This is a genomic window from Nonomuraea solani (assembly GCF_900108335.1).
GTDB lineage: Bacteria > Actinomycetota > Actinomycetes > Streptosporangiales > Streptosporangiaceae > Nonomuraea > Nonomuraea solani.
The window spans coordinates 42,088-67,489 of sequence record NZ_FNVT01000030.1 but is presented as its reverse complement, the minus strand read 5'-3'; the positions used below and the strand labels follow the sequence as shown (position 1 = coordinate 67,489).

The 25,402-nt window shown below is 70.2% G+C and carries 27 protein-coding genes and 1 tRNA gene; 20 read left to right on the top strand and 8 right to left on the bottom strand.

Going from position 1 to position 25,402, the window contains the following annotated elements:
• Positions 1–75: 75 nt before the first annotated feature.
• Positions 76–1,446 (bottom strand): Dyp-type peroxidase, encoded by a 1,371-nt coding sequence (locus tag C4V41_RS53995; RefSeq protein ID WP_103963867.1) that lies wholly within the window; start codon positions 1,444–1,446, stop codon positions 76–78.
• A 169-nt stretch (positions 1,447–1,615) separates the two neighbouring features.
• Between C4V41_RS53995 and C4V41_RS53990 the strand changes: the two genes are divergently transcribed.
• The 4 genes from C4V41_RS53990 (at position 1,616) to C4V41_RS53975 (ending at position 3,514) form a co-directional block, all read left to right on the top strand.
• Positions 1,616–1,978: a hypothetical protein gene (locus C4V41_RS53990; protein WP_103963866.1), complete on the top strand. Its 363-nt coding sequence runs from the start codon at positions 1,616–1,618 to the stop codon at positions 1,976–1,978.
• A gap of 87 nt (positions 1,979–2,065) precedes the next feature.
• Positions 2,066–2,497, top strand: coding sequence for a hypothetical protein (locus C4V41_RS53985; protein ID WP_146104172.1), 432 nt, complete (start codon positions 2,066–2,068; stop codon positions 2,495–2,497).
• Positions 2,497–3,093, top strand: coding sequence for a TetR/AcrR family transcriptional regulator (locus C4V41_RS53980; RefSeq protein ID WP_103963864.1), 597 nt, complete (start codon positions 2,497–2,499; stop codon positions 3,091–3,093). Before C4V41_RS53985 ends, C4V41_RS53980 begins: the two co-directional genes overlap by 1 nt.
• A gap of 40 nt (positions 3,094–3,133) precedes the next feature.
• Complete coding sequence (locus C4V41_RS53975; protein WP_146104171.1) at positions 3,134–3,514, top strand: hypothetical protein; 381 nt, start codon at positions 3,134–3,136, stop codon at positions 3,512–3,514.
• Here the strand turns inward: C4V41_RS53975 and C4V41_RS53970 are convergent.
• Together C4V41_RS53970 and C4V41_RS53965 are read right to left on the bottom strand one after the other, a co-directional pair.
• On the bottom strand, positions 3,490–3,984 hold the full coding sequence (locus tag C4V41_RS53970) for a DUF523 domain-containing protein (protein ID WP_103963862.1): 495 nt from the start codon (positions 3,982–3,984) through the stop codon (positions 3,490–3,492). The two genes, C4V41_RS53975 and C4V41_RS53970, sit on opposite strands and share 25 nt — an antisense overlap.
• The gene (locus C4V41_RS53965) at positions 3,954–5,306 is read right to left on the bottom strand and encodes a DHA2 family efflux MFS transporter permease subunit (protein WP_200824889.1); all 1,353 of its coding nucleotides are present in this window, start codon (positions 5,304–5,306) and stop codon (positions 3,954–3,956) included. Before C4V41_RS53965 ends, C4V41_RS53970 begins: the two co-directional genes overlap by 31 nt.
• Before the next feature lie 34 nt (positions 5,307–5,340).
• Between C4V41_RS53965 and C4V41_RS53960 the strand changes: the two genes are divergently transcribed.
• From C4V41_RS53960 to C4V41_RS53925, 8 genes are all read left to right on the top strand, one after another.
• The gene (locus C4V41_RS53960; RefSeq protein WP_200824888.1) at positions 5,341–6,051 is read left to right on the top strand and encodes a TetR/AcrR family transcriptional regulator; all 711 of its coding nucleotides are present in this window, start codon (positions 5,341–5,343) and stop codon (positions 6,049–6,051) included.
• Between the two features lie 12 nt (positions 6,052–6,063).
• Complete coding sequence (locus C4V41_RS53955) at positions 6,064–6,426, top strand: hypothetical protein (protein ID WP_103963860.1); 363 nt, start codon at positions 6,064–6,066, stop codon at positions 6,424–6,426.
• Positions 6,423–6,800 (top strand): hypothetical protein, encoded by a 378-nt coding sequence (locus C4V41_RS53950; protein WP_103963859.1) that lies wholly within the window; start codon positions 6,423–6,425, stop codon positions 6,798–6,800. The genes C4V41_RS53955 and C4V41_RS53950 overlap by 4 nt, the downstream gene beginning before the upstream one ends.
• Positions 6,801–6,831: 31 nt before the next feature.
• Positions 6,832–7,449 (top strand): SRPBCC family protein, encoded by a 618-nt coding sequence (locus C4V41_RS53945; RefSeq protein ID WP_103963858.1) that lies wholly within the window; start codon positions 6,832–6,834, stop codon positions 7,447–7,449.
• Positions 7,450–7,574: 125 nt separating this feature from the next.
• The gene (locus tag C4V41_RS53940) at positions 7,575–8,786 is read left to right on the top strand and encodes a CynX/NimT family MFS transporter (RefSeq protein ID WP_103963857.1); all 1,212 of its coding nucleotides are present in this window, start codon (positions 7,575–7,577) and stop codon (positions 8,784–8,786) included.
• A gap of 4 nt (positions 8,787–8,790) precedes the next feature.
• Complete coding sequence (locus C4V41_RS53935; RefSeq protein ID WP_103963856.1) at positions 8,791–9,618, top strand: alanyl-tRNA editing protein; 828 nt, start codon at positions 8,791–8,793, stop codon at positions 9,616–9,618.
• 32 nt (positions 9,619–9,650) lie between these two features.
• Entirely contained in the window at positions 9,651–9,866 is a 216-nt protein-coding gene (locus C4V41_RS53930; protein WP_103963855.1) for a helix-turn-helix domain-containing protein, read from the top strand.
• Between the two features lie 6 nt (positions 9,867–9,872).
• On the top strand, positions 9,873–10,391 hold the full coding sequence (locus tag C4V41_RS53925; RefSeq protein WP_103963854.1) for a Clp protease N-terminal domain-containing protein: 519 nt from the start codon (positions 9,873–9,875) through the stop codon (positions 10,389–10,391).
• A 7-nt stretch (positions 10,392–10,398) separates the two neighbouring features.
• Here the strand turns inward: C4V41_RS53925 and sigJ are convergent, their stop codons facing one another.
• The gene (gene sigJ, locus C4V41_RS53920; protein WP_103963853.1) at positions 10,399–11,298 is read right to left on the bottom strand and encodes an RNA polymerase sigma factor SigJ; all 900 of its coding nucleotides are present in this window, start codon (positions 11,296–11,298) and stop codon (positions 10,399–10,401) included.
• A gap of 74 nt (positions 11,299–11,372) precedes the next feature.
• Between sigJ and C4V41_RS53915 the strand changes: the two genes are divergently transcribed.
• Positions 11,373–11,445: transfer RNA gene (locus C4V41_RS53915), tRNA-Ala, on the top strand.
• A gap of 7 nt (positions 11,446–11,452) precedes the next feature.
• Here C4V41_RS53915 and C4V41_RS53910 read toward each other — a convergent pair.
• The gene (locus tag C4V41_RS53910; RefSeq protein WP_103963852.1) at positions 11,453–11,914 is read right to left on the bottom strand and encodes an AAA family ATPase; all 462 of its coding nucleotides are present in this window, start codon (positions 11,912–11,914) and stop codon (positions 11,453–11,455) included.
• Between the two features lie 85 nt (positions 11,915–11,999).
• Here C4V41_RS53910 and C4V41_RS53905 point away from each other — a divergent pair, with 85 nt between their 5' ends.
• Positions 12,000–12,941 (top strand): helix-turn-helix transcriptional regulator, encoded by a 942-nt coding sequence (locus C4V41_RS53905; RefSeq protein ID WP_103963851.1) that lies wholly within the window; start codon positions 12,000–12,002, stop codon positions 12,939–12,941.
• Positions 12,942–12,978: 37 nt separating this feature from the next.
• Here the strand turns inward: C4V41_RS53905 and C4V41_RS53900 are convergent, their stop codons facing one another.
• Positions 12,979–14,445 carry a pyridoxal-dependent decarboxylase gene (locus tag C4V41_RS53900; protein ID WP_235030966.1) on the bottom strand — a complete coding sequence of 489 codons (1,467 nt, stop codon included), beginning with the start codon at positions 14,443–14,445 and terminating at the stop codon, positions 12,979–12,981.
• A gap of 101 nt (positions 14,446–14,546) precedes the next feature.
• Positions 14,547–14,750, bottom strand: a complete 204-nt coding sequence (locus tag C4V41_RS53895; protein WP_103963849.1) for a DUF4236 domain-containing protein — start codon at positions 14,748–14,750, stop codon at positions 14,547–14,549.
• Positions 14,751–15,061: 311 nt separating this feature from the next.
• On the opposite strand from C4V41_RS53895, the gene C4V41_RS53890 reads away from it, so the two are divergent.
• Entirely contained in the window at positions 15,062–15,811 is a 750-nt protein-coding gene (locus tag C4V41_RS53890; protein ID WP_103963848.1) for a metallophosphoesterase, read from the top strand.
• Between the two features lie 34 nt (positions 15,812–15,845).
• Here the strand turns inward: C4V41_RS53890 and C4V41_RS53885 are convergent, their stop codons facing one another.
• Complete coding sequence (locus C4V41_RS53885) at positions 15,846–19,238, bottom strand: alpha-L-arabinofuranosidase C-terminal domain-containing protein (protein ID WP_160150714.1); 3,393 nt, start codon at positions 19,236–19,238, stop codon at positions 15,846–15,848.
• A gap of 229 nt (positions 19,239–19,467) precedes the next feature.
• Between C4V41_RS53885 and C4V41_RS53880 the strand changes: the two genes are divergently transcribed.
• From C4V41_RS53880 to yjfF, 5 genes are all read left to right on the top strand, one after another.
• Positions 19,468–20,448 carry a LacI family DNA-binding transcriptional regulator gene (locus C4V41_RS53880; RefSeq protein WP_103963908.1) on the top strand — a complete coding sequence of 327 codons (981 nt, stop codon included), beginning with the start codon at positions 19,468–19,470 and terminating at the stop codon, positions 20,446–20,448.
• Positions 20,449–20,523: 75 nt separating this feature from the next.
• Positions 20,524–21,504, top strand: a complete 981-nt coding sequence (locus C4V41_RS53875) for an ABC transporter substrate-binding protein (protein WP_200824887.1) — start codon at positions 20,524–20,526, stop codon at positions 21,502–21,504.
• A gap of 130 nt (positions 21,505–21,634) precedes the next feature.
• Entirely contained in the window at positions 21,635–23,146 is a 1,512-nt protein-coding gene (locus C4V41_RS53870; RefSeq protein WP_103963846.1) for a sugar ABC transporter ATP-binding protein, read from the top strand.
• A complete protein-coding gene (locus C4V41_RS53865) occupies positions 23,143–24,243 on the top strand; it encodes an ABC transporter permease (protein ID WP_235030965.1) in 1,101 nt (366 codons plus the stop codon). Before C4V41_RS53870 ends, C4V41_RS53865 begins: the two co-directional genes overlap by 4 nt.
• Before the next feature lie 4 nt (positions 24,244–24,247).
• Positions 24,248–25,243 carry a galactofuranose ABC transporter, permease protein YjfF gene (yjfF, locus tag C4V41_RS53860; protein ID WP_103963845.1) on the top strand — a complete coding sequence of 332 codons (996 nt, stop codon included), beginning with the start codon at positions 24,248–24,250 and terminating at the stop codon, positions 25,241–25,243.
• Positions 25,244–25,402: the final 159 nt, after the last annotated feature.

The following is a 25,402-nucleotide window of genomic DNA, read 5'->3' as shown; positions in this document are numbered from 1 at the left end:
GGGCTGAACCCGATGTACATCCTTCTGCTGAGGGAGAAGCCCCGGGGCCGGGCGCGCCGGCCCCGGGACAGGCGCTCAGAGGTTGCGCAGGTAGGCCAGGGACGGGGCGAAGAAGTATTCGCCGCCCTTCATCGTGACCGTCTGGGCCACCTGCCCCTGCGGGACGGACATCTCAGGCTTGCCCCACGCCTTCGGGAACGTCACCTTGATGTCGCGCGCACCCTGCCCGATGACCGGGTCGTGCCCGGTCGCCGGGTTCTCGAAGTCGGCGTTGTTCGCCCAGCTCTGCTGCGTGAACTCGAACTGGTCGAGCAGGCTGCCGTTGAACGCCATGAACAGCAGCCCGACCTCCCCGCTCGGCCGGTCCTCCGGCGGCGAGTCGTCCCACGGCTCATCGGTGCGCTCGCCGTAGGTCTGCCCGCGCCTGGCCATCAGCACGTTGCGCCCGAACGAGCGCGGGTTCGTCTTCCTGACGTGCCCGCTGAACGGGCACTTGGACCCGTCGTCCCCGTCGAAGGTGAAGTCGTTGGACACCGGCCCGCCGCTCGCCTTGCGCCTGCTCGTCACCGGGGTGCCGTCCTTGAAGCGGCCGACGAGCATGGCGCCCGCCCGCTCGCGGTCGGCGCCGGCCAGTCCGAGGTCGTCGGCCAGGTCGCGCTCGATCTCCTTGAACGCCCGTACGTTCTGCTCCAGCTTCCTGAACACCAGGTAGCTCCCGTGATGGCGGACGGGGTTCGGCGCGAACGGGTCGGGCACCAGGACGTTGCCCAGCGGGAACGCCGGGTCCCAGTGCTTCTTCGGCTCCTTGTCCACTTCGTCCTTCAGGAACAGCGGCTGGCTGCGGCCGTCCACGTAGCCGAAGTGCTCGATGCCGTCGCCCGCCGGGTTGCGCATGCCCTGCCCGCTCTCCTCGCCGAGCAGCCTGGCGCTCTCGGGCAGCGCGCCGAGGATCTCCGCGCGCAGTCGTCCGACCGGGCCGGGGTCGGCGTCCCCGATCAGGATGACGGCGTGGATCTCGCGCTGGTAGACGCGCTCCCACTCCTCCACCTTGGGGTCGGCGACCTGCTCGATCCGCCGCTTCATGCCGTCGCGGAAGACCGGGTCGCCGAACTTGCGCACGTCCTCGACCGAGTGGCCTAGGTCGCGGTAACCCGCCTTGCTGATGCCGATGCCCACGTACGGCGTGCCGCGGCGGCGGCCGGTCGCGAAGTCGCGCACCTCCTCCAGGTGCTTTCTGGCCGACTTCATCGTGGTGGTCGCGATGTGCCGGAGGTAGGCCCGCCCCTCCAGCGCGTCGTTGAACCGGACGAACAGCACGGACAGGTGCTCACGTACGTGAGCGCGCAGAATGTTCGGCTGAAGATTGTCGAGCATCGCCTTGGTGTCCGCGTCGAGCGTGGCCGAATCCCAGGCCAAGGGTTGTGCGTTGTTCAGATCGACCGGCATGTGGATGAATCCTTCCCCGTTTCCGATGGAAATCGGGCCCCCTTACGCGTCTTGGCGAAATCGCTCACCACGAATCCCCCATGTTGCGACGCGCCCCATCTGTACGACTCCGAAGAGCGCCGGATGGTTTCCCGGAAACGGGCAAACTGGATTTCCCGATCAGCCGACGGTGAGCGCGGTCCGCGCGGTGCCGCCGTTCTCGCAGCGCACCGTCACGGGGAACGTCCCGGCCCTGGCCGTCTTCAGGCTCGGCGACCACGTGGCCGCGGGCGTGCCGGGCCGGTTCCGCGTCGGCGTGAACGCGCTGGAGGCGATGTCGCGCACCCGCGAGCCGCCGCACATCGCCGTCACCTTCACCTGCGCGCCCAGCCGGGCGCTGACCGGGGACACCCCGACGCCGGCGTTGACGAGGACGGCGCCACCAGGCTCCTGTGTGGGCGTGGGCTTCGGGGTCGCGGACGGCGTGCCGGTGGGCGTGGGGGCCGGGGCGGGGTTGCTCAGCCCGAAGACCGCCGGCCGAGCTCGTGAATGATCGCCGATCTGACGAATTCGTCGTCTTCGACTACGAGAACCATCGCCATGCGCACCAACCGTACCGGGGCCGTACATAATGCCTGTCATGCGCCGAGCCGTGAGATATACCGCGATCTGGTGCGGGGCCACCGTGGTCGCCGTGTCGGTCTCGTGGTTCGGCGTGCGTGGCGTGCTGCGTAACGAGTTCGTGGACGATGTGAACGTCGAGCCGTTTCTCGCGCGGACGATTCCCGCGCGAGCCGAATCGTCGGCGACCCCTCGCCGTACGACGAAAAAGCCTGTCGCTTCCCCAAAGCCCGCGAAACCGCTGAAGGTCGTCACGGTCAAAGGCGGCGAGGTGGTGTTCACGCTCGGCGCCGAAGGCTGCCGCCTGGTGTCGGCCAGCCCGGTCAGCGGCTACACCGCCAAGGTCGCCCGCGCCGAGGGATGGATCCGGGTGGACCTGGCCAAGGGTGAGCACGGCACAGGGGTGTTCTGCATCAGCCACGAGCGGCGCACCGACACCTGGGAGTACTGATGAAGAGCCGGCGCTGGAGCCGTTCGAGCGGCACGCGGGACACGCTGCTGCGCGCGGCCCGCGACGTCTTCCTCGCCAGGGGGTACGGCGAGGCCACGGTCGCCGACATCGTGGAGACGTCCGGGATCAGCGTCGGCAGCCTTTACCACCACTTCGGCGGCAAGCCGGGCCTGTTCCTGGCGCTGTGGGAGCAGTTCATGCGCGGCCAGGAGGAGCGCACCTCCAGGGCGGCCAAGGCCACCGAGGGCACCGGCGAACGGTTCCTGGCCGGCGCCCGCGCCTATCTTGAGGGCTCGTGGGAGCAGCGCGAGGTGGCCAGGCTGTTCCTGGAGAACGACGGGCCCGCCGAGTTCACCACGCTGCGCAGGCAGCGCGGATGGGACTGGATCGGCGGCAACAAGCGCCTGCTCGGCCTGGCGGACACGCGGGAGAGCCACGTGCTGGTGGTGCTGCTCACCACGATGATGGGCGAGGCGGGCCGCGAGGTGGCCGCCTGCGAGTCCGGCCAGGACGCCAAGGCGACGATCGACGAGGTGATCCGGCTGGTGAGGTTGCTGCTGCCTACTGCGGACGGTGTAGCCCGGCCGTCTCCCTAGGGACGATTCCGTGGCCGCCGCGCGATGGGACCGTGAGGGCATGGACGCACTCCGCAGGGCCCTGGGCCGGCTCTCGCTGCTCTACGCGCTGATCTTCTTCGTGTTCGCGCTGCTGCACGCCGGGATCACGGTCGGGCCGGTGAGCCAGCCCGTGATCGTCCCGGCCGCGATCGTGGAGACGTTGTGCGTGGTGGTCATGGCCTCCGGCGCGTACGGCGCGCTCGCCGGACGTGACTGGGCCTGGGACGGGCTGATCTACAGCCACGCCGCCGCGCTGGGCGGGGTGCTGCTCGGGATCCTGGCGCTGACGTTCGCCCCTTCCGAGCCCAACGTGCTGCTCACCTGGTATCACGCCGTCATGGCGACCGCGCTCGCCGCCGGGCTGGGCGGCGCCTTCTACGTCTCCAGGGTCCGCAGGTAGCCGGCGGCCTCCGTGACCTGGTCCTCGCTGAAAACCCGGATCCCGTGGCGCTCCAGCAGCGCCGTCGTGACCCCCTGACCAGGCGTGCGGTGGCCCGCGAAGCTGCCGTCGTAGACGGCCAGCACGCCGCACGAGGGGCTGCCCTCCTTGAGCACGGCCAGCCGGACGCCGTGCGCGCGCGCCGCGTCGAGCGCCGCCCGCGCGCCCGCCAGGAACTCGGCCGTCACGTCGGACCCGTCCGTGGCCAGCACGCGGGCCGCGCCGGACAGCACGGCGGCCCCGCCCGCGCCGCCCTCGATCTCGGCGGCGGGGCGGGGGACCGGCAGCCCGCCCGCCACCTCGGGGCAGAACGTCACCAGCCGCCCCTCCTCCCGCCAGCCGGCGAGCAGGGTGTCGGAGCTGGTCTTCGCGCCGCCGTCGTAGCGCACCTTGCGGCCCATCAGGCAGGCGCTGACGAGGATCTTCTCCACGTCTTCGATCCTATGAGCGCGATCGGCACCAGCGAGACCGCGGTCAGCGCGGCCGCGGCCCAGAACGCGTACGTGAACGGCCGCTGCACGCCCGCCGTGGTGAGCGCCTGCAGCAGCACCGCCAGCAGCGCGACGCCGAACGGCGCGGCCAGCCGGACCGCGATCGTGCTCAGCGTGGTCGCCGCCGGGATCACGGCCCGCTCCAGCGTCCTGAACGCGGCCGCCATCACCGACGCCGACACCAGCCCGTGGCCGAGCCCGAGCACGAACATCGGCACCAGACCTCCGTGGAACAGCACGAACGCCGCCATCCCGGCCACGGCGAGCAGCACGCCCGCCGCGCCCACCCCGCGCGGCCCCCGGCTGTCGGTGAGCCTGCCCGCGATCGGCATCGTGATCGCCGCGCCGATCCCCATCGGGGCCAGCAGCAGCCCGGCGTCCAGCGCGCTCCCGCCCTCGGCCAACTGGCTGTAGAGGGGCACGAGCACGGTGAAGCCGAACATCGCGGCCGAGTAGCACACCAGCGCGGCCACCGCCGCGGCGAACGTGCGGTCGCCGAACAGCCGCAGGTCCAGCAGCGCATCCGGGGTCCGCAACGCCCGCACCACGAACGCCGCCACCAGCACGACCCCGGCCCACAGCACCGGATGCGGCGTCCCGTCGCCCGCCTCCGACAGCCCGTAGACCACGGCGGCCAGCCCGGGGGAGAGCAGCGCCAGCCCGACCAGGTCGAGCCGCCGCGGGCCGGCGCCCGCCTCGCGGGGCAGCAGCACGTACGCGGCCACCAGCGCCACCACGCAGACCGGCACGTTGACCAGGAACAGCCACCGCCAGCCCGGACCCTCCACGATCACCCCGCCGAGCGGCGGCCCGAGCACGGGCACCAGCATCGCGGGAACCGAGATCAGCGCCATCGCCCGGCCCATGCGCTCCTTGCCCGCCACCTGCGCCAGCATCATCTGGCCGACCGGCAGGAGCAGACCCCCGCCCAGTCCCTGCACGGCGCGGAAGGCGACCAGGCTCCCCACCGACCAGGCGGCGGCGCTGAGCGCGGAGCCCGCGGCGAACAGCACGAGTGCGACGAGCCAGACGTTCCTGGCGCCGAACCTGCCCACCGCCCAGCCGGTGACCGGGACGGTCATCGACAGGGCCAGCAGGTAACCGGTGACCGCCCCCTGCGCGGTGGCGGGCGTCGTGTGGAAGTCGCGGGCCAGGGTGCCGAGCGCGACGTTGACGATCGTGGTGTCGAGCATCGTCATGACGACGCCCAGGAGAACGACCAGGCCTGTGGTCCAGAGTGGATTTCGTACGCTGTATCGCATATCGTACACCGTAGCACTTCCGTACGCTGTCCCGGTGAGCTCCCTTTGGTCGAGACCCTCGCCGCCCCGCCGCCCCGTGCTGACCAGGGAGGCGATCGTGACCGCCGCCGTCGCGCTGGCCGACGCCGAAGGGCTGGCCGCGGTCTCCATCCGGCGCGTGGCCGCCGAGCTGGGCGCGCGGGCGATGACGCTGTACTCCTACATCGAGCGCAAGGAGGACCTGCTGGCGCTGATGCTCGACGAGATCTCCGCCGAGGTGCTGGTCGAGGAGCCGCTGCCGGCCGACTGGCGCGCGGCGCTGCTGCTGCTGGCCGGGCGCGAGCGCGAGGTCGTGCGCCGGCATCCGTGGCGGGTCGAGCTGATCTCGCAGCGGGTGGCCGTGGGGCCGAACGGGCTGCGGCACGTGGAGCAGAAGCTGGCCGCGTTCGACGGGCTCGGGGTCGACGCGCTGACGGCCTGGCGGTTCCTGGCCACGTTCAACGACTACATGACCGGGTTCGTGATCAGGGAGGCGATGGAGCGGGGGGCGCCGCGCGAGCGGGGGATCAACGAGGCCGAGCGGACGGCGGTGGCGGAGCCGTACATCAGGGAGCTGATCGACGGCGGCGAGTTCCCCCGGCTGGCGCCGATGATCGAGCAGGGTCTCCAGGGGGCCGACGACAACTTCGAGCGCGGCCTCACCTGGGTGCTGGACGGCATCGCGGGCGGCCTGCCCGGCGACGGGGGCGGCCCCGCCGGGCGATAACCTTGCCCCCTGATGAACACCGTCGTTTCTGCGATCGTCATCTCCGGCGCGCTGCTGCTCATGCTGATGAGCCTCGTCGTCGCGATCCGCGACCGGCCGATGGGCATGGTGCTGCTGGTCGGCTTCGCGCTGCTCGAAGCGGCCGTGCTGGTGCAGGCCGGCTTCGTGATCGCGGCGGTGGCGGGCGGCGCGGGGCCCGAGGACAAGGTCACGCTGTTCGGCTACGTCATAGGCGAGGCGCTGATCCCGCCCGCCGGGGTGTTCCTGGCGCTGGCCGAACGGAGCAGGTGGGGCCCGGCGATCCTGGTCGTGGCCGGGTTCGCGATCGCGGTGATGAACGCCAGGCTGCTGCAGATCTGGCAGGGCGTGGCGTGACCACCTCACTCAGCGCGGGGCCCGGGCGCGCCCTGATCGCGCTCTACGGGCTCTTCGCCCTGGCCGCCGGGGCGCGGGCGGGCGTGCAGATCGCCACCAGGTTCGGCGAGGCGCCGGTGGCCTACTCGCTGTCGGCGTTCGCGGCGCTGGTCTACATCCTGCTCACCGTCGCGCTCTGGCGCGGCGCGCGCGGGCTCGCGCTGGTCGCGCTGGGCATCGAGCTGGCCGGAGTGCTGGTCATCGGCACGGCGAGCCTGCTCGACCCGGCCGCCTTCCCCGACGAGACGGTGTGGTCGGCGTACGGCAGGGGCTACCTGTTCATTCCGCTCGTGCTGCCCCTCGTGGGCCTCTACTGGCTGTGGCGCAGGCGTTAACCCGCGCCGTGCGGGGGCAGGGACTGACCCCATGAGCACGATCGAACACTCAGAAGACGTCAACGTCCCTGTCAGGGTCGCCTACAACCAATGGACGCAGTTCGAGAGCTTTCCCGAGTTCATGGAAGGCGTCGAATCGGTCAAGCAGATCGGCGACACGCGTACGCAGTGGGTGGCGGAGATCGCCGGCGTGAAGCGGGAGTTCGACGCCGAGATCACCGAGCAGCACCCGGACGAGCGGGTCGCCTGGCGCTCCACCGACCGGCCGCACCACGCCGGCGTGGTGACCTTCCACCGGATCGACGACGACACCACGCGGGTCACGCTCCAGATGGAGTACGACCCCGAGGGCTTCCTCGAGACCGCCGGAGACTGGCTGCAGCTCGTCCGCATGCGCGTGATCAGTGACCTCAAGCACTTCAAGCAGTTCATCGAGGCGCGCGGCGGCGAGACCGGCGGCTGGCGCGGCGACGTGCCCGGCAAGCATCAGCGCGAGCACGAGAGCGGTTCGCTGCTCGGCGACGCCGACGACCGCGTCCCGCCCGGCACCGTGGGCGGCGACGTCTTTCCGCCCGGTGGAACGCTCCCGCCTCCCGGTCCTGTCCCGCCGCGCAACGAGCCCCCTGAGGGGCCTCGTCCGGTCCTGTGACCTCACGGAAGACCCCCGGAGCCTAGTTCCGGGGGTCTTGTCATGGGTGGGAATAAATGGACATTTCGGTCCTGTTAAGGTGGTGATTCGTCCCATGATTTGATGAGTGGAGGACCTCCCCCGCCATGAGCGTGCTCGTCCAAGAGTCCAGAGGCAGAACCGCCCCCCTCGCCTGGCTCCTCGTGCTGGGGATCGTCCTCGCCGCACTCAACCTGCGCACCGCCGTCACCAGCGTGGGCCCGCTGCTCGACCAGCTTTCCGGCGCGCTCGGCATGACGAGCGTGGGCACGGGGCTGCTCACCACGCTGCCCGTGCTGGCCTTCGCCAGTGTAGGCGCGGTCACGCCGACCCTGGCCAGGCGGCTCGGCGAGCACCGCCTGCTGCTGCTCGCCCTCGTCACGCTGGGCGTGGGGCTGCTGGTCAGGTCGCTGGTCGACTCAGCCCCGGTGTTCCTGCTGAGCAGCGCGGTCGCGCTGTCCGGCGGCGCCGTCGGCAACGTGCTCATCCCGACGCTGATCAAGCGTCACTTCCCGGCTCGTACCGGGCTCATGACCACCGTCTACACCACGGCCCTGGCGGCGGGCACCATGCTGGCCGCCGCCGCGACCGTGCCGATCGAGCGTGCGTCGGGGGACTGGCACATCGCGCTCGGTGTGTGGGCGGCCCTGGCCGCCGTCGCCGTCATTCCGTGGCTTGCGCTGTTGCGCAGTGAGCCGGAGCGGTACACGGGCGGCCGGGACGCGGGCATCCGGCAGATGGTGCGCAGCCGGTTGGCCTGGATGATCGCGATCTACTTCGGCACGCAGTCGATGATCGCGTACATCATGTTCGGCTGGCTCGCCACGATCCTCACCGACAGCGGTTACACCACCTCGCAGGCCGGGCTGATGCTCGGCGTGTTCACCGCGCTGAGCATCCCCGTCTCGATCATCGTGCCGGTCCTCGCCTCCCGCTTCCGGGACCAGCGTCCGATGGTGGTCGGGCTCGTCTCGTTCTACGCGGCCGGGTTCCTCGGGCTGTGGCTCGCTCCGGCCTCGACGGCGATGGTGTGGGTGGTGCTCGTGGCCGTCGGGATGGGGTCGTTCCCGCTGGCGCTGACGATGCTGGCGCTGCGCACCCGCACGCCGGAGACCACGGCCGCGCTGTCGGCCTTCGGGCAGAGCGCCGGCTACCTCATCGCCGGGGCCGGTCCGCTGCTCGTGGGCGTGCTGCACCAGGCGACCGGGGGGTGGGCGCTGCCGTACGCGCTGATCTTCGTGGTCCTCGTCGCGCAGCTCGTCACCGGCCTGTACGCCGGCCGCAACCGCTATGTGGAGGATGAGCGCCTGGGAGGATGACCGGATGAACTCCACCCTCGTCACCTTCCCCGGCGGCCGGACGAGCGGCCGCTCCACGATCGCCGGGACCGTGCCGGTGGGGGACCGGCACGGTCTCGTCGTCGCCGAGACGCCGTTCCATCCCCTCGACCACACCTGGCCCGACCAGCCCGCCGACCGGGGCACGATCGGGGGCCTGCCGGTCGTCGACTGCGTTACAGGGGCCCAGTCGAACGCCGGTGAGGTCTTCATCGGCGCGGACATTCCGGTCAGGCGTGGGTCCGAGGACTGGTCGTGGCTGGTGGTGCACGTCACCGAGACGCCGCTGCCGGTGGGGACCGAGGTGGACCTGGAGGTGGACCCGGCCTTCCGCGCGGCGCTCTCGGCCGGTCACACCGCCTGCCACCTGGCCGCGCTCGCCCTCAACGCCGCCCTGGCCGACCGGTGGCGCAAGGAGACCCGGCTCGACGCGCTCGGGCATCCGGACTTCGACCAGGCGGCGATCGCCTCGTCCCGGATCGTCCCGGACGGGAGCGTGGACGTCTACCGGCTGGGCAAGTCGCTGCGCAAGAAGGGCTTCTCTGCCGAGGACCTGGACCTGGCGAAGGTGGCGCGGCAGGTGAACGACCGGCTGGAGGCGTGGGTGGCCGCCGACGCGCCGGTCCGCCTGGACGTACCGGGACCCGGGCTGACGGCCCGCCGCACATGGCACTGCTCGCTGCCCGAGGGCGAGTCCTCGATCCCGTGCGGCGGCACCCACGTGAGTCGTACGGGTGAGCTGGGGCGGGTTGAGGTCACGCTCTCCCAGGACCACGCCACCCTCACCATGCGCTTGAGTGTCAGCAGATGTTGACAAGCGGATGCTTGTCAGCACATGCTGACACCATGGAAGTCACGGAGCTGGCCGAGGCGGCCGCCGACCGCGATCCGGGAGTGGGGCTGGCGGCGGTGGCCGCGCTCAGGGCCCTGCTGGAGGAGCTGGAGGCGATGCACGTCTCCAACGCCCGCGCCCAGGGCTGGTCGTGGGAGCAGGTGGCCGACGCGCTGGGGGTCAGGCGTCAGTCGGCCCATCGCAAGCACGCTCGCAGGACGGGGAGGTAGCAGGTGATGTTCGCCAGGTTCACGGAGGACGCCCGCCGGGCGGTGGTCAAGGCGGGGATCCACGCGCTCGACGCGGGCCGGCCCACGCTGGACCCGGATCTGATGCTGCTGGCGCTGGCGGAGGTCCGGCCGTTCGCGCTGGCGTCGTTCACCGCCTCCGCCGACGACGTGCGCGAGCGCGTGGCCGCGCCCGACCCCCGCCCGCTGCTCGCCACGCTGGGCATCGACCTCGACGAAGTGCACCGCCGCACCCGCGCCGGCGCCGACGAACCCGCCCTGTGGACCCTGCGCCGCTCCCGCGTGCGCCCGCTGCGCGTCACCCTCTACGGGCCGCTGGGGCAGATCCCGCTGGCCATGCACACCAGAAAGGTGATCGAGGTCGCCCAGTGGCGCCCAGGGCCCGTCACGGGTGAGCGCCTGCTGTGGGGCCTGCTCGCCGACCACGCCAACGGCGCCGCCAGAATTTTGTACGACTCCGGCGTCGACCTGCGGCAACTGGTCCGAGAGGCCCGCATTCCCGCGTGACGGCACCTCAGGCGGCGGACCCCGGCCGAAGGTGGCCGATCTTCTCCGGATTGGCGAGGAGATAGATCGTCTCGATCTTCCCGTCGGCCACCAGCAGCGAGATGACGGTGATCACCCGCCCACCGGCCGAGACGACGATGGCCGGAGCGTTGTTCATCACCGTCATCTCGAACGCCAGGTCCGGGATGTCCGCCATCCCGATCGAGGCCATGAAACGGGCGATGTTCACCGGCGTGTTGATGGACAGCAGGTAGCGGCCCACGTTCTCGGAGCCCGTGATGACCCGCAGCGCCGCCCTGGCCTTGCCGCCGCCGTCGCTGACCATCGTCACCTGGTCGGCGAACAACGAGATCAGCCCGTCGAGGTCACCACCGGCGGACGCGTTCATGAACCGCTCGGTGACCCGCCGCCGCTCGTCCCTGTCCACCTCGAACCGGGGCCGCTTGTCCCGCACATGGTCGCGAGCCCGCCGCGCCAGTTGGCGAGTGGCCGGCTCGGCCCGCCCGATGATCTCCCCGATCTCGGCGAACGGCAGGTCGAAAGCCTCTCGCAGCACGAACACGGCCCGCTCGAGCGGCGACAGCGTCTCCAGCACCACGAGCAGCGCCAGCTCCACCGAATCGGCCAGCTCGGCATGCTCGGCCACGTCGGGCTCGGTGCCGATCGGCTCCGGCAGCCACGGCCCCACGTAGGACTCCCGCCGCGACCTGGCCCACCGCAGCCGGTCGATGGCCAGCCGCGAGGTCACCCTGATCAGGTAGGCCTTGGTGTCGGCGACGGTCGTCTCGTCCACCCCCGACCAGCGCAGCCAGGCCTCCTGGACGACGTCCTCGGCGTCGGCGACACTACCGAGAATCCGGTAGGCGACGCCGATCAGCAGGCTTCGATAATCCTCAAAGGCGGGCATATTCGATAAGACGTATCACGGCGTCTCGGTGTGACACGACTCCTCCCGGACTCCGATACACTTGGTGATCGCAAGGGGCTATGGCGCAGTTGGTAGCGCGCCTCCATGGCATGGAGGAGGTCTGGGGTTCGAATCCCCATAGCTCCACCCCTTTTCACGCAGGATCATAGAGGGCCAGTTCGGCCTCGTCGGGAGCCTCGAAGAGCGGCACCCAGCGTTCCAGTGAGTCCCGGCTGATCGGGGCGGTGCCCGGGGTTCCGTTGCGGTCTCGCAGGCGGCGCCACAGCTCCTCCACCGGCGCCTCCAGGTAACGCAGCTCGACGGCCGCCCCCAGTGCGCGGGCCGCCAGGCGCAGTTCGTCCCGCTCCGACCGTGCCCAGAAGCCATACTCCAGGATCACCGTCTGCCCCAGCCGCAGCAGGTCCTGGGCGTGCCGCCAGAGCTGCCGCTCCAGCAGGTCTCTCGCCTTCTCGTCGTACAGGTGGATGCCCAGGTTCGTCAGCCACTCGTCGGGGCAGAGCCGGACGGCCGGAAGGTCGGTAGCCAGGCGGCGGGCCAGGGTGGTCTTGCCCGAGCCGGGCAGGCCGCAGAGCAGGATGAGGCGAGGGCCGGGCATGCGGTGCCTTTCTGCGAGGTCACGGTCAGGGTAGCGGGCTCAAAGTGCTCATGGGTTGAGCGCTTTTCGCGGGAGAATCGGCGGTATGAGAGCTGACCGGCTGGTGGCCGTGCTGCTGCTGATGCAGGCGCGCGGGCGGGTGACGGCGGCGGAGCTGGCCGTGGAGCTTGAGGTGTCCGTGGCCACCGCCCGGCGTGACCTGGAGGCGCTGTCCACGGCCGGCGTCCCCGTCTATCCGCAGGCGGGGCGGGGTGGCGGCTGGTCGTTGCTGGGCGGCGCGCGTACCGATCTCAGCGGGCTCACCGCCCACGAGGCCCAGGCGCTGTTCCTGCTCGCGGGCCCGGCCGCGGGCGCCGCTCCCGAGGTGAAGTCGGCGCTGCGCAAGCTGCTGCGGGCGCTGCCGCAGACGTTCAGGGCCGAGGCGGAGGTGGCCGCGGCGGCGGTGGTGGTCGATCCCGCGCGCTGGGGCGAGCCGGAGAAGGCACGGCCCGAGCTGGTCGAGGTGCTGCAGGCCGCCACCGTGCGGCGCCGCCAGGTCAGGATCGGGTACGAGGGGCGGCGCGGCGAGCGTACCGAGCGGGTCGTCGAGCCGTGGGGGCTGGTGGACAAGGACGACGTCTGGTATCTGCTGGCGGGCACCGAACGGGGACAGCGGACCTTCCGCGTCGATCGCATCGCCGCGGCCACGGTGACCGAGACGGAGTTCGAACGGCCCGGCGACTTCGAGCTGGCGCAGGCGTGGGAACGGGTCGTGACCGACATGGAGCGGCGGCGCTCGACGCTCTCGGCCACCGTGCTCATCGCGGCCAGGCTCCTGCCCATCCTGCGCGATCACTTCGGCCGGCACTGCCACGTCGAGGGGCACGAGGAGGACGGGCGGGTCAGGGTACGGGTGGCGGCGCCGATGGCGCTGTCGATCGCCGAGCAACTGGCCGGGTGGGGCGCGCGGGTGGAGGTCGTGGAGCCGGAGGAGGTCAAAGCCGAGCTGGCGAGGATAGGAGCCGAGCTGGTCGGCCGTTACGGCTGACGTCGGCGGGCCTCCATCAGTCCGCCATCGCTGACGATCATCCGGGGAGCGTCGCCGACAGGGCCGCGTGTTCCCAGCGGATCTGCTCCCACGCCTGCTCCACGTGCCGTCGCTCGGTCGCCGCACCCCCGACGGCCAGGCGCAGCACCACCCGCCCGGCGACCCTGGTGTGGGTCAGGTACAGGGAACCGCCGGCGTTGAGCAGCTCCATCAGCCGCGTCGTGGCCCGGTCCGCCTCCGCCGCCACCAGCCCCGGCCACAGCGGGCGGAAGCACACGAGCCCGAGCGGCGGCTGCTCGTGCAGCTCGAACCCGGGATCGGCGGCGATCCACGACGCCACGTCCGCCGCCAGGCCGACGCACTTGCGGATGTGGGCGCGCAGCCCCTCGGCGCCGTACCAGCGGATCACCGACCACAGCTTCAGCGCCCGGAACCGGCGGCCCAGCGGCACCTGCCAGTCGCGGTAGTCGACGACCGAGCCGGCCGACGTGGCGGCGTTCGTCAGGTATTCGGGCAGGATCGACAGCGCGCCGATCAGCGGTGTCCGGTCGGCCGTCCAGAGCACGTTGCAGTCGAAGTTCGTGAGCAGCCATTTGTGCGGGTTCGTGGAGTAGGAGTCGGCGTACTCGCCCAGCCCGTCGTTCAGCCACCGGAACTCGGGGCAGACGGCCGCGACCCCGGCGTAGGCGGCGTCCACGTGCAGCCACACCCCGTGCTCGCGGCACACCTCGCCGATGGCGGCCACCGGGTCGATGGCCGTGGTGGAGGTGGTGCCGACGGTCGCGCACACCATCGCGGGCACGGCCCCCGCCGCCACGTCCTTGGCCAGCACGGTACGCAGCCGCTCCGGGTCCATGGCCAGCGTGCCCGGATCGACGTCCACCACCCGCACCCCCGCCGCCCCCAGCCCCGCGATCCGCGCCGCCTTCTCCAGCGACGAGTGCGTCTGCGACGACACGTACAGCGTGTAACGCCGGTCGATCCCCTCGACGGCGACCCGCCCGCCACCGGCCCGGTGCAGCGCCGCGAGCAGCGCGACCAGGCACGCGCTGGACGCCGAGTCCTGGATGACGCCCCCGCCCCGCGCGTCGGTACGGAAGTGGGCGGGCAGCCCCAGCAGGTCGGCCAGCCAGTCGACCACCACGGTCTCCAGCTCCGTGCACGCCGGGCTGGTGACCCAGAGCATGCCCTGCACGCCGAGCCCGCTGGACAGCAGATCGCCCAGAATGGCCGGGCCGCTAGCGTTGGAGGGGAAATAGCCAAAGAAGCCGGGATGCTGCCAGTGCGTGATGCCCGGCAGCAGGATGCGGTCCAGATCCGCCAGCACGGCCTCGAACGGCTCACCCCGCTCGGGCGGCCGCGCCGGCAGCGCGTCGCGGATCTCGCCGGGCTTGACCTGGGACATCACCGGATGGGACGCGACACCGGCGAGGTAGTCCGCGATCCAGTCGACGACCTGCCTGCCGTGGCGGCGGAACTCCTCCGGGGTCATATGAGGGCTCATCCGCCCACTCTGATCGCATCCGCGGCAGCGCGAAAGTGGACGGGCCGGAGGCTTTCGCCTCCGGCCCGTTCTATCTCAAGCGGTCGCGGGACCGCCGAGGGTCAGTAATGACGCGGGTAGCGCCTGCCGCCGAACGTCTTGCCGACGTGGAAGCCGCCGGGCAGGCGCAAGGACACGTGACGGCGGCCGTCGGGGGTGGTCGAGATGTGGAAACGCCGGTTGCCGTAGCTGTGGCCGATGCCATGCCGCGACAGGTTGATCCGGAACGGCCCCACTTTGATTGACTTGCGGTATTGCCAGCCCATGCCCCTCCTCCGCCATCATGTGCTCACCCTGGACAACGGCCGGCGCCCCGGGTGAGTTCCCCGAGCACGCCGCGCAGCTCCGCCTCGTACGCCTCCGTCGTCCGGGCGCGGGGGCTCGTCCGGCAGCTCCTGGGCATGCGGTGGCCAGGGGCCGGAACCGTGCAGGGACGACATGGAGATCGCGTGTGCGAGGAACGTGAGCCGGTCGTCCGGCTCCCTCGTGCCTCACCGGCCGGGGCGGGCCGCAAGCCGGATCTTACGTACGAGCCATGCCGGGCCTACCTTGGGCGGAGAGGGAAAGGACCACATCCATGATCGTGATCGCTCACCTGAGCGACGTGCACTTCGGCGCCACGCCCGAGAGCGCGGGCCGTGCCGACGCCGTCATGCGCTATCTCGACGCGCTGCCCGCCGACCTCGATGCCGTCCTCATCACCGGCGACATCGCCGACCACGGCCTCCCCGAGGAGTACGAGGCGGCCGCCAAGGTGCTCACGTCTCGCCACCCCGTCCTGATCGGCCCCGGCAATCACGACGTCCGGGGTGAGTTCCGCCGGGGCCTGCTCGGCGCGGAGCCGACCGGCACCCCGATCAACCAGGTCCGCCACACGGCCAAGGCCGTCTACGCGATGTGCGACTCCTCGATCCCCGGCGAGCCCTCCGGCCACCTGGACGACGAGACGATCTCCTGGCTCGAAGGCGTGCTCACCGGCACGGACCTGCCGGTGTTCGTGGCCTTCCACCATCCGCCGACGCTGCTGCACGCGGCGCCGATCGACGGCATCAGGCTGCACCGGCACGAGCGCGTCGAAGCGCTGGTGGCGGCCCACTCCCACGTGGCCGCGGTGCTCGTCGGCCACGCCCACATGGCCGCCGCGACCACGTTCGGGGGGCGGCCGCTGCTGGTGGGCGGGGGTGTGGTGTCGACGCTGACGCTGCCGTGGGAGGGCGGGGTCAGCTTCGACACCTGCGTCGACTACGACCTGCCGCCGGTGATCGCGTTCCACGTTCTCGACGACGGGGGCCGGCTGACCACCCACTACCGCGTCGTCCCGGCGTGAGAGCGGGCGGGCCCGCGGACGGGCCCGCCCAGGATCAGCGTTCCGTGAGCTTCACGAACGTCACCGAGTGCGCGGGGAAGTCGTAGGTGAAGGCCGAGGAGAAGCCGCTCACCTGCCGCTCCTCCGGCGCGATCAGCTCCGGCTGAGCGATCGAGTTGGTGTCGGACGGCGCGCCGGTCAGCGTGGTGACCGTGGCCGACGGCCGGATCCGCGCGGAGCCGAGGTCCACGCTGCCGCGTACGGCCGTGTCCTCCGCGTTGACGACCTTGAGCGTCACGTTCCGGCCGTCCCTGGAGACGACCTGGTAGAGCGGCTCCACCGTGGCGCTGTCCACGAACTCGTTGACCTGCTCACCGTCGATCCAGGTCGTGATCTTGCGGCCGGTGACCTGGATCTTGAGCCGGTAGTCGCGGCCGGTCTCGACGGTGTGGGGCGAGGTGGCGATCGAGGACTTGCCGCCGTTGACGGCCTTCTCGATGGCGGACTGGGTGTTGCCCCAGCCGCCGACGTTCCACCAGTAGAAGTTGCCGCTGTCACGCACGCCGAACATCACCAGGAAGCCCTCCGCCCCCGAGGTCTTCCTGGCGGTCACCTCCATCGTGTAGTTCGACCAGCCGGCCGAGCCCGCCGTGGAGCGGGCGTCCTCGACGAGCGCCGTCTGCGCGTACGCGCCGTCCTGTACGGCCCAGGTGCCCAGGCCGGGGCTCCATTGGGAAGCGCCCGCGGCGAAGTCGTCCGACAGCAGCACGCTGCCGTCCGCCCCGGTGACCTTGACGTCGTCGTACCTGACGGCGGTGTTCCAGGCGCCGAGGCCGACCGCGCCCTTGATGCCCTCGACGGGTTTGACCTCGCCCTCGAACGTGCTCGGCAGCACCCGGTCGCCCACGTTTGTGGAGAACAGGCGCTGGACGTGGTAGCTCGGCGAGCCGTACGCCTGGTCGTTGTCGAACCAGATGAGGTCCGGCGCCCAGTCCACGTAGTCGACGTTGGCCAGCAGCGGCGCGTACGACGTCAGCTCCACCACGTCGGAGTTGCGTTCGAGCCCGGTCATGAACGACGCCTCGGCCAGCGCGTTGGAGAACGCGTTGCCCCGGGAGGCGTACTCGCCCACGAACACCTTCGGCCCCTCGCGGTCGTAGGAGTCGTAGCGGCGGTTGTTGGCCAGGAACCAGCTCGGGTTGTTGTAGTAGTGCTCGTCGACCAGGTCGGCCTTCTGGTCGCGGGCGAACTGCCACATCCGGTCGAACCAGGCGCCCTGCGACGTTTGCCCCGAGTTACTGATGATCTTGATGGACGGATACTTCGCCCTGATCGCGTCGGCGAACTTCGGATAGTTGGCGAAGAACTCGGGATAGATCTCCTCGTTGCCGAGCCCGATGTACTCCAGCCCGAACGGCCGCGGATGCCCCAGCCGGGCCCGCTTCTCACCCCACTCGGACGTCACGGGACCGTTGGCGAACTCGATCAGATCCAGCGTGTCCTGCACCCAGCGGGCCAGCTTGGCCTCGTCCGTCAGCGGCCGGTTCTCGCCGCAGCCGTTCACGCCCACCGACAGCACCGGCAGCGCCTCGGCCCCGATGTCCTCGGCGAACTGGAAGTACTCGAAGTAGCCGATGCCGTAGCTCTGGTTGTAGCCCCAGAAGTTGAAGTTCGTCGGCCGCTCCTCGATCGGGCCGATCGTCTCCTTCCACTGGTAGATGCGCCGCCGGTCGCCGGTCTCGGCGTAGGGGTCGTAGGTGCCGACGTTGGTCACGCAGCCGCCGGGGAAGCGCAGGAACCGCGGCTCCAGGTCTGCGATCATCTTCGCCAGGTCCGTACGCATGCCGTGGCCCTTGAAGGTGTCGCGCGGGAACAGCGACACCATGTCCAGGTCGGTACGCCCGCCGGGCGCCTGCACGACGAGCCGCCCCGCGTCGGTGGTGGCCGAGGCGGTGAACGAGGCCGTGTACTTGGCCCAGCCGCCCGCCCTGACCCGCACCGTGGCCTTCCCGAGCACGGTCGTGCCGTCCTCCGCGGTGACCGTCAGCGGCCCGGCCTCGGTGCGGCGAGCCCACAGCGACAGGTCGTACCGTTTGCCGGCCTTGAGCGCCAGCCCGCGGTTGAACCCGGCGTTGCTCACCCCGGCCGTGCCGGACCCCGTCACGTCCAGCCGCAGGTAGTTGCGGTTGCTGGTGTTCAGCGGGTCCTCGCCGGTGACGGCCAGGGTGGCGGTGGCGCCGCGCTCGGCCTTGGTCCACGCGGTCAGCCCGGTGTAGGAGGGCTCGTCGGTGGCGTTGAACTCGAACGAGCGGTTCTGCACCAGCTCGGCGTAGAGCCCGCCGTCGGCCGCGTGGTTGATGTCCTCGTAGAAGACGCCGTACAGGTCGGGGCTGACCTTGGTGCCCTTGGCCCGGGTGTCCACGGTGAGCCTGCCCCGCGTGTACTCCTCGATGCGGAACTTGGCCGCCTCCGTGCCCATGACCAGGGTTCCGCCGCTGATCGCGACGTTCTGCCCGCCCGAGGACACCGTGACCTTGCCGCCGCCGGCGTCCCTGAGTGTGAAGACCGATCCGGTCGCACTCAGCCGCACCTTCGCGCCGGCCTCCAGGAATCTGCCGCTCGCCAGGTCTCTCAGCTTCACCCCGTCGCCGCCGGGCGCGGCCGTGAAGGCCAGGTTGGTCATGCCCGCCTTCGCCGAGGCCCGTACGACGCCCGACCTGTCGGCCGACAGGTACGGCAGCGCCGCCGCCCGCAGCGTGAACGGCTCCGGCGGGACCACCGTCTCGCCCGGCGCCGCCCTGATCGCGAGGTAGTCGAAGTCGGCCCGCATGGACGTGCCGTTCTGGGCCGACAGCCCGAAGAGCCCGACCTGCCCGACCGTGATCCTGGCGGTCATCCTGGACGCCTGCACCCAGGCCGCGCCGTCCCAGTAGGAGGAGACGAACTCGTCCCCGGTCCTGGCCAGCTTGACGATCTCGGCCGTGGAGCCGGGCCTGGCCGCGAAGGCCGAGGTGAAGGCCGCCCCCACCTCGGTGGCCGTCTCGATCACCGGCCCGCCGGCGAACCCGACGTGGGCCAGCCCCGCCCGCACGTAGTTGTCCCAGTCCTGCCAGGCCAGCAGACCGGCGCTCTGGTAGTCCAGGGTGACCGGCGCGCTCAGCTTGGTGACCACCTCGAAGTCGCCGTCGGGGACGTCCACGAGGAACAGGTTCCTGGCGTTGTTGGTGGCCTGGTGGGTGTCGCCGGTCAGCGTGTCCAGATGGAGCGCGCCGCCCGACAGGCTGTAGCGGGCGCTGTCGGGTGACAGCACCGTCCAGTCCGGGCCGAGCGTGGTGCCGTCGAACTGGTCCACGACGGCCCCTTCCGGGATGGGCTCGGCCAGCGCTGCGGCCGGCGGAGCCACTATCAGACCCGCCAAGAGCAGGGCGGATAAGGCGATTCGCAGCATGAGCGGGGGGCTCCTCAGGAGTTGTTAGCGTTAACACAAAAGTGAGCGTTAACAACGGCGATTCGCGACAAGTTAAGGACCTGATACGGCCCTCGTCAAGGGGCGGCCCGTGTGACACGACCGTAACCAAGGTCCCCTTGACGAGACACGTTGTTAACGTTCACAGTCGTGCCCAAGCCAGGAAAGGAGCACGGCAGTGGGATCCAGCCTGGGGCGCCGCCTGCCGGTCATGGCCGACGTGGCCAAGGAGGCGGGCGTGTCGCATCAGACGGTCTCGCGTGTGCTCAACGATCACCCCAATGTGCGCAGCGAGACCCGTACGCGGGTGCTCGAGGCGATCGACAAGCTCGGCTACCGCCGCAACCTCGTCGCCCGCGCCCTGGTCACCAAGCACTCCAGAACGCTTGGAGTGGTCAGTTTCGACACCACGCTGTACGGCCCGGCCAGTACGGTCTACGGCATCGAGCAGGCGGCCAGGGCGGCCGGCTACTTCGTCAGCATCGTCAGCCTCAAGTCCATCGACAAGGCCGGCGTGCGCGATGCCCTCGACTACCTGGCCGACCAGGGCGTGGACGGAATCGTGGTGGTCGCGCCGCAGCGCTCGGCCGCCCAGGCGCTGGCCGACCTGCCACTCGGCGTCCCCACCGTCGCCGTAGAGGGCGGCGAGGCGGGAGACGTCTCGGTGGTCTGCGTCGACCAGGTCGCGGGAGGCAGGCTCGCCACCGAGCATCTGCTGTCGTTGGGCCACGAGACGGTCTGGCACGTCAGAGGTCCCTCCGACTGGCTGGAGGCGGAAGGACGCGTGGCCGGGTGGCGGGCCGCGCTGGAGCAGGCGGGCCGCGAGGCCCCGCGACCGCTCGCCGGGGACTGGAGCCCGCGCTCGGGATACGAGGCGGGGCGCAGTCTGGCGAGCATGAGGAACGTCACCGCGGTCTTCGTCGCCAACGATCAGATGGCGCTGGGCGTGCTGCGGGCGTTCACCGAGCAGGGGGTGAGGGTGCCCGAACGGGTGAGTGTGGTCGGCTTCGACGACATTCCGGAGTCGGAGTTCTTCTCGCCGCCGCTCACGACCATCAGGCAGGACTTCGACGCGGTGGGCAGGCACAGCATCGAGGTGCTCATCCGGCAGCTCGAAGGCGGCCCGCAGGAGCGGGAGCGGCTCGTGGTGCCGCCGACGTTCGTCGCCAGGGTCAGTACGGCCCGGGCTTAGTGCCGTACGGGAAAGACAGGCAGCGCTGGCGCCCGCCCTGGGATGTTAGCGTTCACATCAGAAGGGAACCCCCACGTGTTCAAAAGGATCTCGGGGATGGTGCTGGCCGGGCTCACCGCGATGTCGGTGGCGGCCTGCGGCGGCGGCACCGGCGGCGGCGCCACGGGCGGCGGCGGTGACTCGATCACCATGGGCTTCTCCCAAGTCGGCGCGGAGAGCGGCTGGCGTACCGCGAACACCAAGTCCGTGCAGGACTCGGCGAAGAACGCGAACATCACGCTGAAGTTCTCCGACGCCCAGCAGAAGCAGGAGAACCAGATCAAGGCCATTCGCTCCTACATCCAGCAGAAGGTGGACATCATCGCCTTCTCGCCGGTGGTGGAGTCGGGCTGGGACACGGTGCTCAAGGAGGCCAAGGACGCGAAGATCCCGGTCATCCTGACCGACCGCGCCGTGGACTCCAAGGACACCTCCCTCTACAAGACGTTCCTGGGCTCGGACTTCGTCGAGGAGGGCAAGAAGGCCGGCCAGTGGCTGGTCGAGGAGTACAAGTCCTCGACCGACCCGGTGAAGATCGTCGAGCTGCAGGGTACGACCGGTTCGGCGCCGGCCAACGACCGCAAGGCCGGTTTCCAGGACGTCATCAAGGCCGAGACCAAGTTCGAGATCATCGCCTCGCAGACCGGTGACTTCACCCGGGCCAAGGGCAAGGAGGTCATGGAGGCATTCCTGAAGTCCAACCCGGACATCGACGTCCTGTACGCCCACAACGACGACATGGGCCTGGGCGCCATCGAGGCGATCGAGGGCGCGGGCAAGGTGCCCGGCAAGGACATCAAGATCATCACTGTGGACGCCGTCAAGGACGGTATGCAGGCGCTGGCCGACGGGAAGATCAACTTCATCGTCGAGTGCTCCCCGCTGCTCGGCCCGCAGCTCATGGACCTGGCCAAGAAGGTCCTCAAGGGTGAGCAGGTGCCCGCCCGCGTGGTGACCGAGGAGACCACCTTCAACCAGGAGCAGGCCAAGCAGGCCCTGTCCTCCCGCCAGTACTGATCTGCGGTCGCCCCTGCGGTCCCTTTGGAGGGGCGTGAAGACGGGGGCGCCGGGATCGGCTCTCCGGCCCCGGCGCCCCCGCGCTGAGAAAGACAGCGCTGAGAAAGACATCAGTGGAAGGAAGGCAAGCATGGCTGTACCCGCGCCGGTCCTGACGATGAGCGGGATCGGCAAACAGTTTCCGGGGGTGAGGGCCCTGGACGGCGTGGACCTGCGGCTGCTTCCCGGAGAGGTGCACGCGCTCATGGGAGAGAACGGCGCGGGCAAGTCCACCCTGATCAAGGTGCTCACCGGCGTGTACCCCGCCGACGCGGGCACCATCGAGCTGGCCGGCGCCCCCGTGGCGTTCGGCAGCCCCCTGGAGGCGCAGCAGGCCGGCATCAGCACGGTCTACCAGGAGGTCAACCTCTGCACGAACCTGTCGGTGGCCGAGAACATCCTGCTCGGCCGCGAGCCGCGCCGCCTGGGGCGCATCGACTGGAAGCGGATGCGGGCCAGGGCCGGTGAGCTGCTGTCGCGGCTGGAGCTGAGCCTGGACGTGTCGGCGCCGCTGTCGTCGTACTCGCTGGCCATCCAGCAGATGGTGGCCATCGCGCGGGCGATCGACATCGACGCCAGAGTGCTGATCCTCGACGAGCCCACCTCCAGCCTGGACGCCGACGAGGTCGCGCAGTTGTTCAGGGTGATGCGGCGGCTCAAGGAGGAGGGCATCGCGATCCTGTTCGTCTCGCACTTCCTCGACCAGATCTACGAGATCTCCGACCGCATGACGATCCTGCGCAACGGCAAGCTCGTCGGCGAGTACCTCACCGCCGAGCTGCCGCAGGTCGAGCTGGTCGCCAAGATGATCGGCCAGGAGCTGGCGGCGCTGGAGCGCCTGCACGGCGAGGCCAAGGTGTTCGACCGGCCGCTGGTCGAGGCGCGTCAGCTCGGCCGTACCGGGGCCATCGAGCCGTTCAGCCTGACCATCCACGAGGGCGAGGTCGTCGGCCTGGCCGGGCTGCTCGGCTCGGGCCGTACGGAGGTCGCCCGGCTGCTGTTCGGCGCCGACCACGCCAGCACGGGAGAGATCGCCATCGGCGGGTCGGCGTCGTCGTTGCGCACGCCGCGCGCGGCCATGACCCAGAAGATCGCGTTCTGCTCCGAGAACCGCAAGACCGACGGGCTCATCCCCGACCTCACCGTGCGCGAGAACATCATCCTGGCCCTGCAGGCCACCAGGGGCTGGACCAGGCCCGTGCCGCGCGAGCAGCAGGACGAGCTGGTCGACAAGTACATCAAGACCCTGAAGATCAGCCCGCCCAACCCCGAGCACCTGGTCCGCAACCTCAGCGGCGGCAACCAGCAGAAGGTCGTGCTGGCCAGGTGGCTGATCCTGGAACCCCGGCTGCTCATCCTCGACGAGCCCACCCGCGGCATCGACGTCGGGGCGAAGACCGAGATCCAGCGGCTGGTCGCGGAGCTGTCCGACGGCGGCATGGCGGTGCTGTTCATCTCCGCCGAGCTGGAGGAGGTGCTGCGCCTCAGCCACAAGGTCGAGGTGCTGCGCGACCGCCGGCTGGTCGCCGAGCTGCCCAACGACGATCGGCTGACGACGGACGTGCTGATGGAGACCATCGCGAGCGGAGGGCGAGCCTCATGAGACGCCTGCTGTGGCCGCTGGCGGTCCTGGCGCTGCTGCTGGTGCTGAACGTGTTCTTCACGCCCAGCTTCTTCTCGATCCAGGTCAGGGACGGCCACCTGTACGGCAGCCTGATCGACATCCTGCGCTTCGGCGCCCCGCTGATCCTGGTGTCCCTGGGGATGACGCTGGTCATCGCGACCGGCGGTATCGACCTGTCGGTGGGCTCGGTGGTGGCGATCTCGGGCGCGCTGGCCTGCCTGCAGATCAGCCAGGACGCCGGCCTGTTCACCGCGGTGGCGCTGGCGCTCGGGCTGTGCCTGGTGCTGGGGGCCTGGAACGGGTTCCTGGTCGCGGGCATCGGCATCCAGCCGATCATCGCCACGCTCATCCTCATGGTGGCCGGTCGCGGCCTGGCCCAGCTCATCACCGACGGCCAGATCATCACCGTCAACAGCCCCGAGTACAAGGTGATCGGCGGCGGCTACTGGCTGACCGTGCCGTTCGGCATCCTCATCGTCATCGCCGTGCTGGCCATCACCGTGTTCCTGACCAGGCGGCTGGCGCTGGGCATGCTGATCGAGTCCGTCGGCGGCAACGCGGAGGCGAGCCGGCTGGCGGGCATCAGGTCGCGCGGGATCATCATCATGGTCTACGCGTTCGCCGCCCTGTGCGCGGGCGTGGCCGGCCTGATGATCAGCTCGAACGTCTCCAGCGCCGATGGCAACAACGCCGGCCTGTGGATCGAGCTGGACGCCATCCTGGCCGTGGTGATCGGCGGCACGTCGCTGGCCGGCGGGCGGTTCTCGCTCGGCGGGACGGTGCTGGGCGCGCTGATCATCCAGACCCTGACGACGACGATCTACTCGATCGGCGTGCCGCCGGAGACCACGCTGCTGTTCAAGGCGCTGGTCGTGACGGCGGTCTGCCTCATCCAGTCCCCGTCCTTCCGCGAGAAGGCGTTCCGCCGGCGGCGTACGGCTCCGCCCAGCCCGGTTTCCGAGGAGAAGGCGCGGGTGCGCGAGGGGGTGCCGTCACCTGGAGGAGCGGCGGGAGCGGAGCGACCAGAGCGGGGGAAGGCGACGGCATATGGCGACCGAGCCCGCCGAACGGAGTGAGGCAATGAACACGAGCGTGACCACGATGACTCTCGGCCGGACCTCCGTGCCGACCAAATATCTCCCTGTCCTGGTGACCGGGTGCCTGTTCCTGGCCATGTTCGTGGTGGGCGGGATCCGCTACGAGGGGTTCGCCAGCGGGCAGGTGATCCTGAACGTCTTCGTCGACAACGCCTTCCTGCTGGTGGTGGCGGTCGGGATGACGTTCGTGATCCTCACCGGGGGCATCGACCTGTCGGTGGGGTCGGTGGTGGCGCTGTCCACGATGATCTCGGCCAGCCTCATGGAGGGGCCGGGGTGGCCGCCGTACCTGGTGATTCCGCTGGTGCTGGCCATCGGGTCCGGGCTGGGGCTGGTGATGGGGTACATCGTGCACGCCTTCGACATCCAGCCGTTCATCGTGACGCTGGCGGGCATGTTCCTGGCCAGGGGGCTGTGCTACACGATCGGCACCGACTCGATCCCGATCGACGACCCGACGTTCACGGCGTTCGCGCAGACCAAGGTCGATCTTTTCGCCGGGCTGTGGATCTCACCGAGTGTGATCATCGCGGTGGTGGTCGTGGGGGTGGCGGCGTACGTGCTGCACTACACCCGGCTCGGCCGCGCGGTCTACGCCACCGGCGGCAGCGAGCAGTCGGCGCTGCTCATGGGCCTGCCCGTGGGCCGGACGAAGATCGCCGTCTACACCATCAGCGGGTTCTGCTCGGCGCTCGGCGGGGTGCTGTTGTCGTTCTACATGCTCTCGGGTTATGGCCTGCACGCCGTGGGCATGGAGCTGGACGTGATCGCCGCGGTGGTGATCGGCGGGACCCTGCTGACCGGCGGCAGCGGCTTTCTGTTCGGCACGGTGCTCGGGGTTCTCGTGCTCGGGTTGATCCAGACGATCATCACGTTCGAAGGGACGCTCTCCTCGTGGTGGACCAAGATCTTCATCGGAATGTTGCTCTTCGTCTTCATCTTGCTGCAGAGGCTCTTCTCAGCCCGCTCACGCCGCTGACCTGCCCATAAAAGTTTCTTAAGAGTTACCGTCGGGTTATGTCAGAGCGTTGACATACACTTTGTTAGCGATAACAATCGGCGGATACGAACGCGAACTTTGTTCTGATTCGTCACGTTCGGTGATCGAATCCTTCGCTCTATCGGCAGTCGCCGCGTC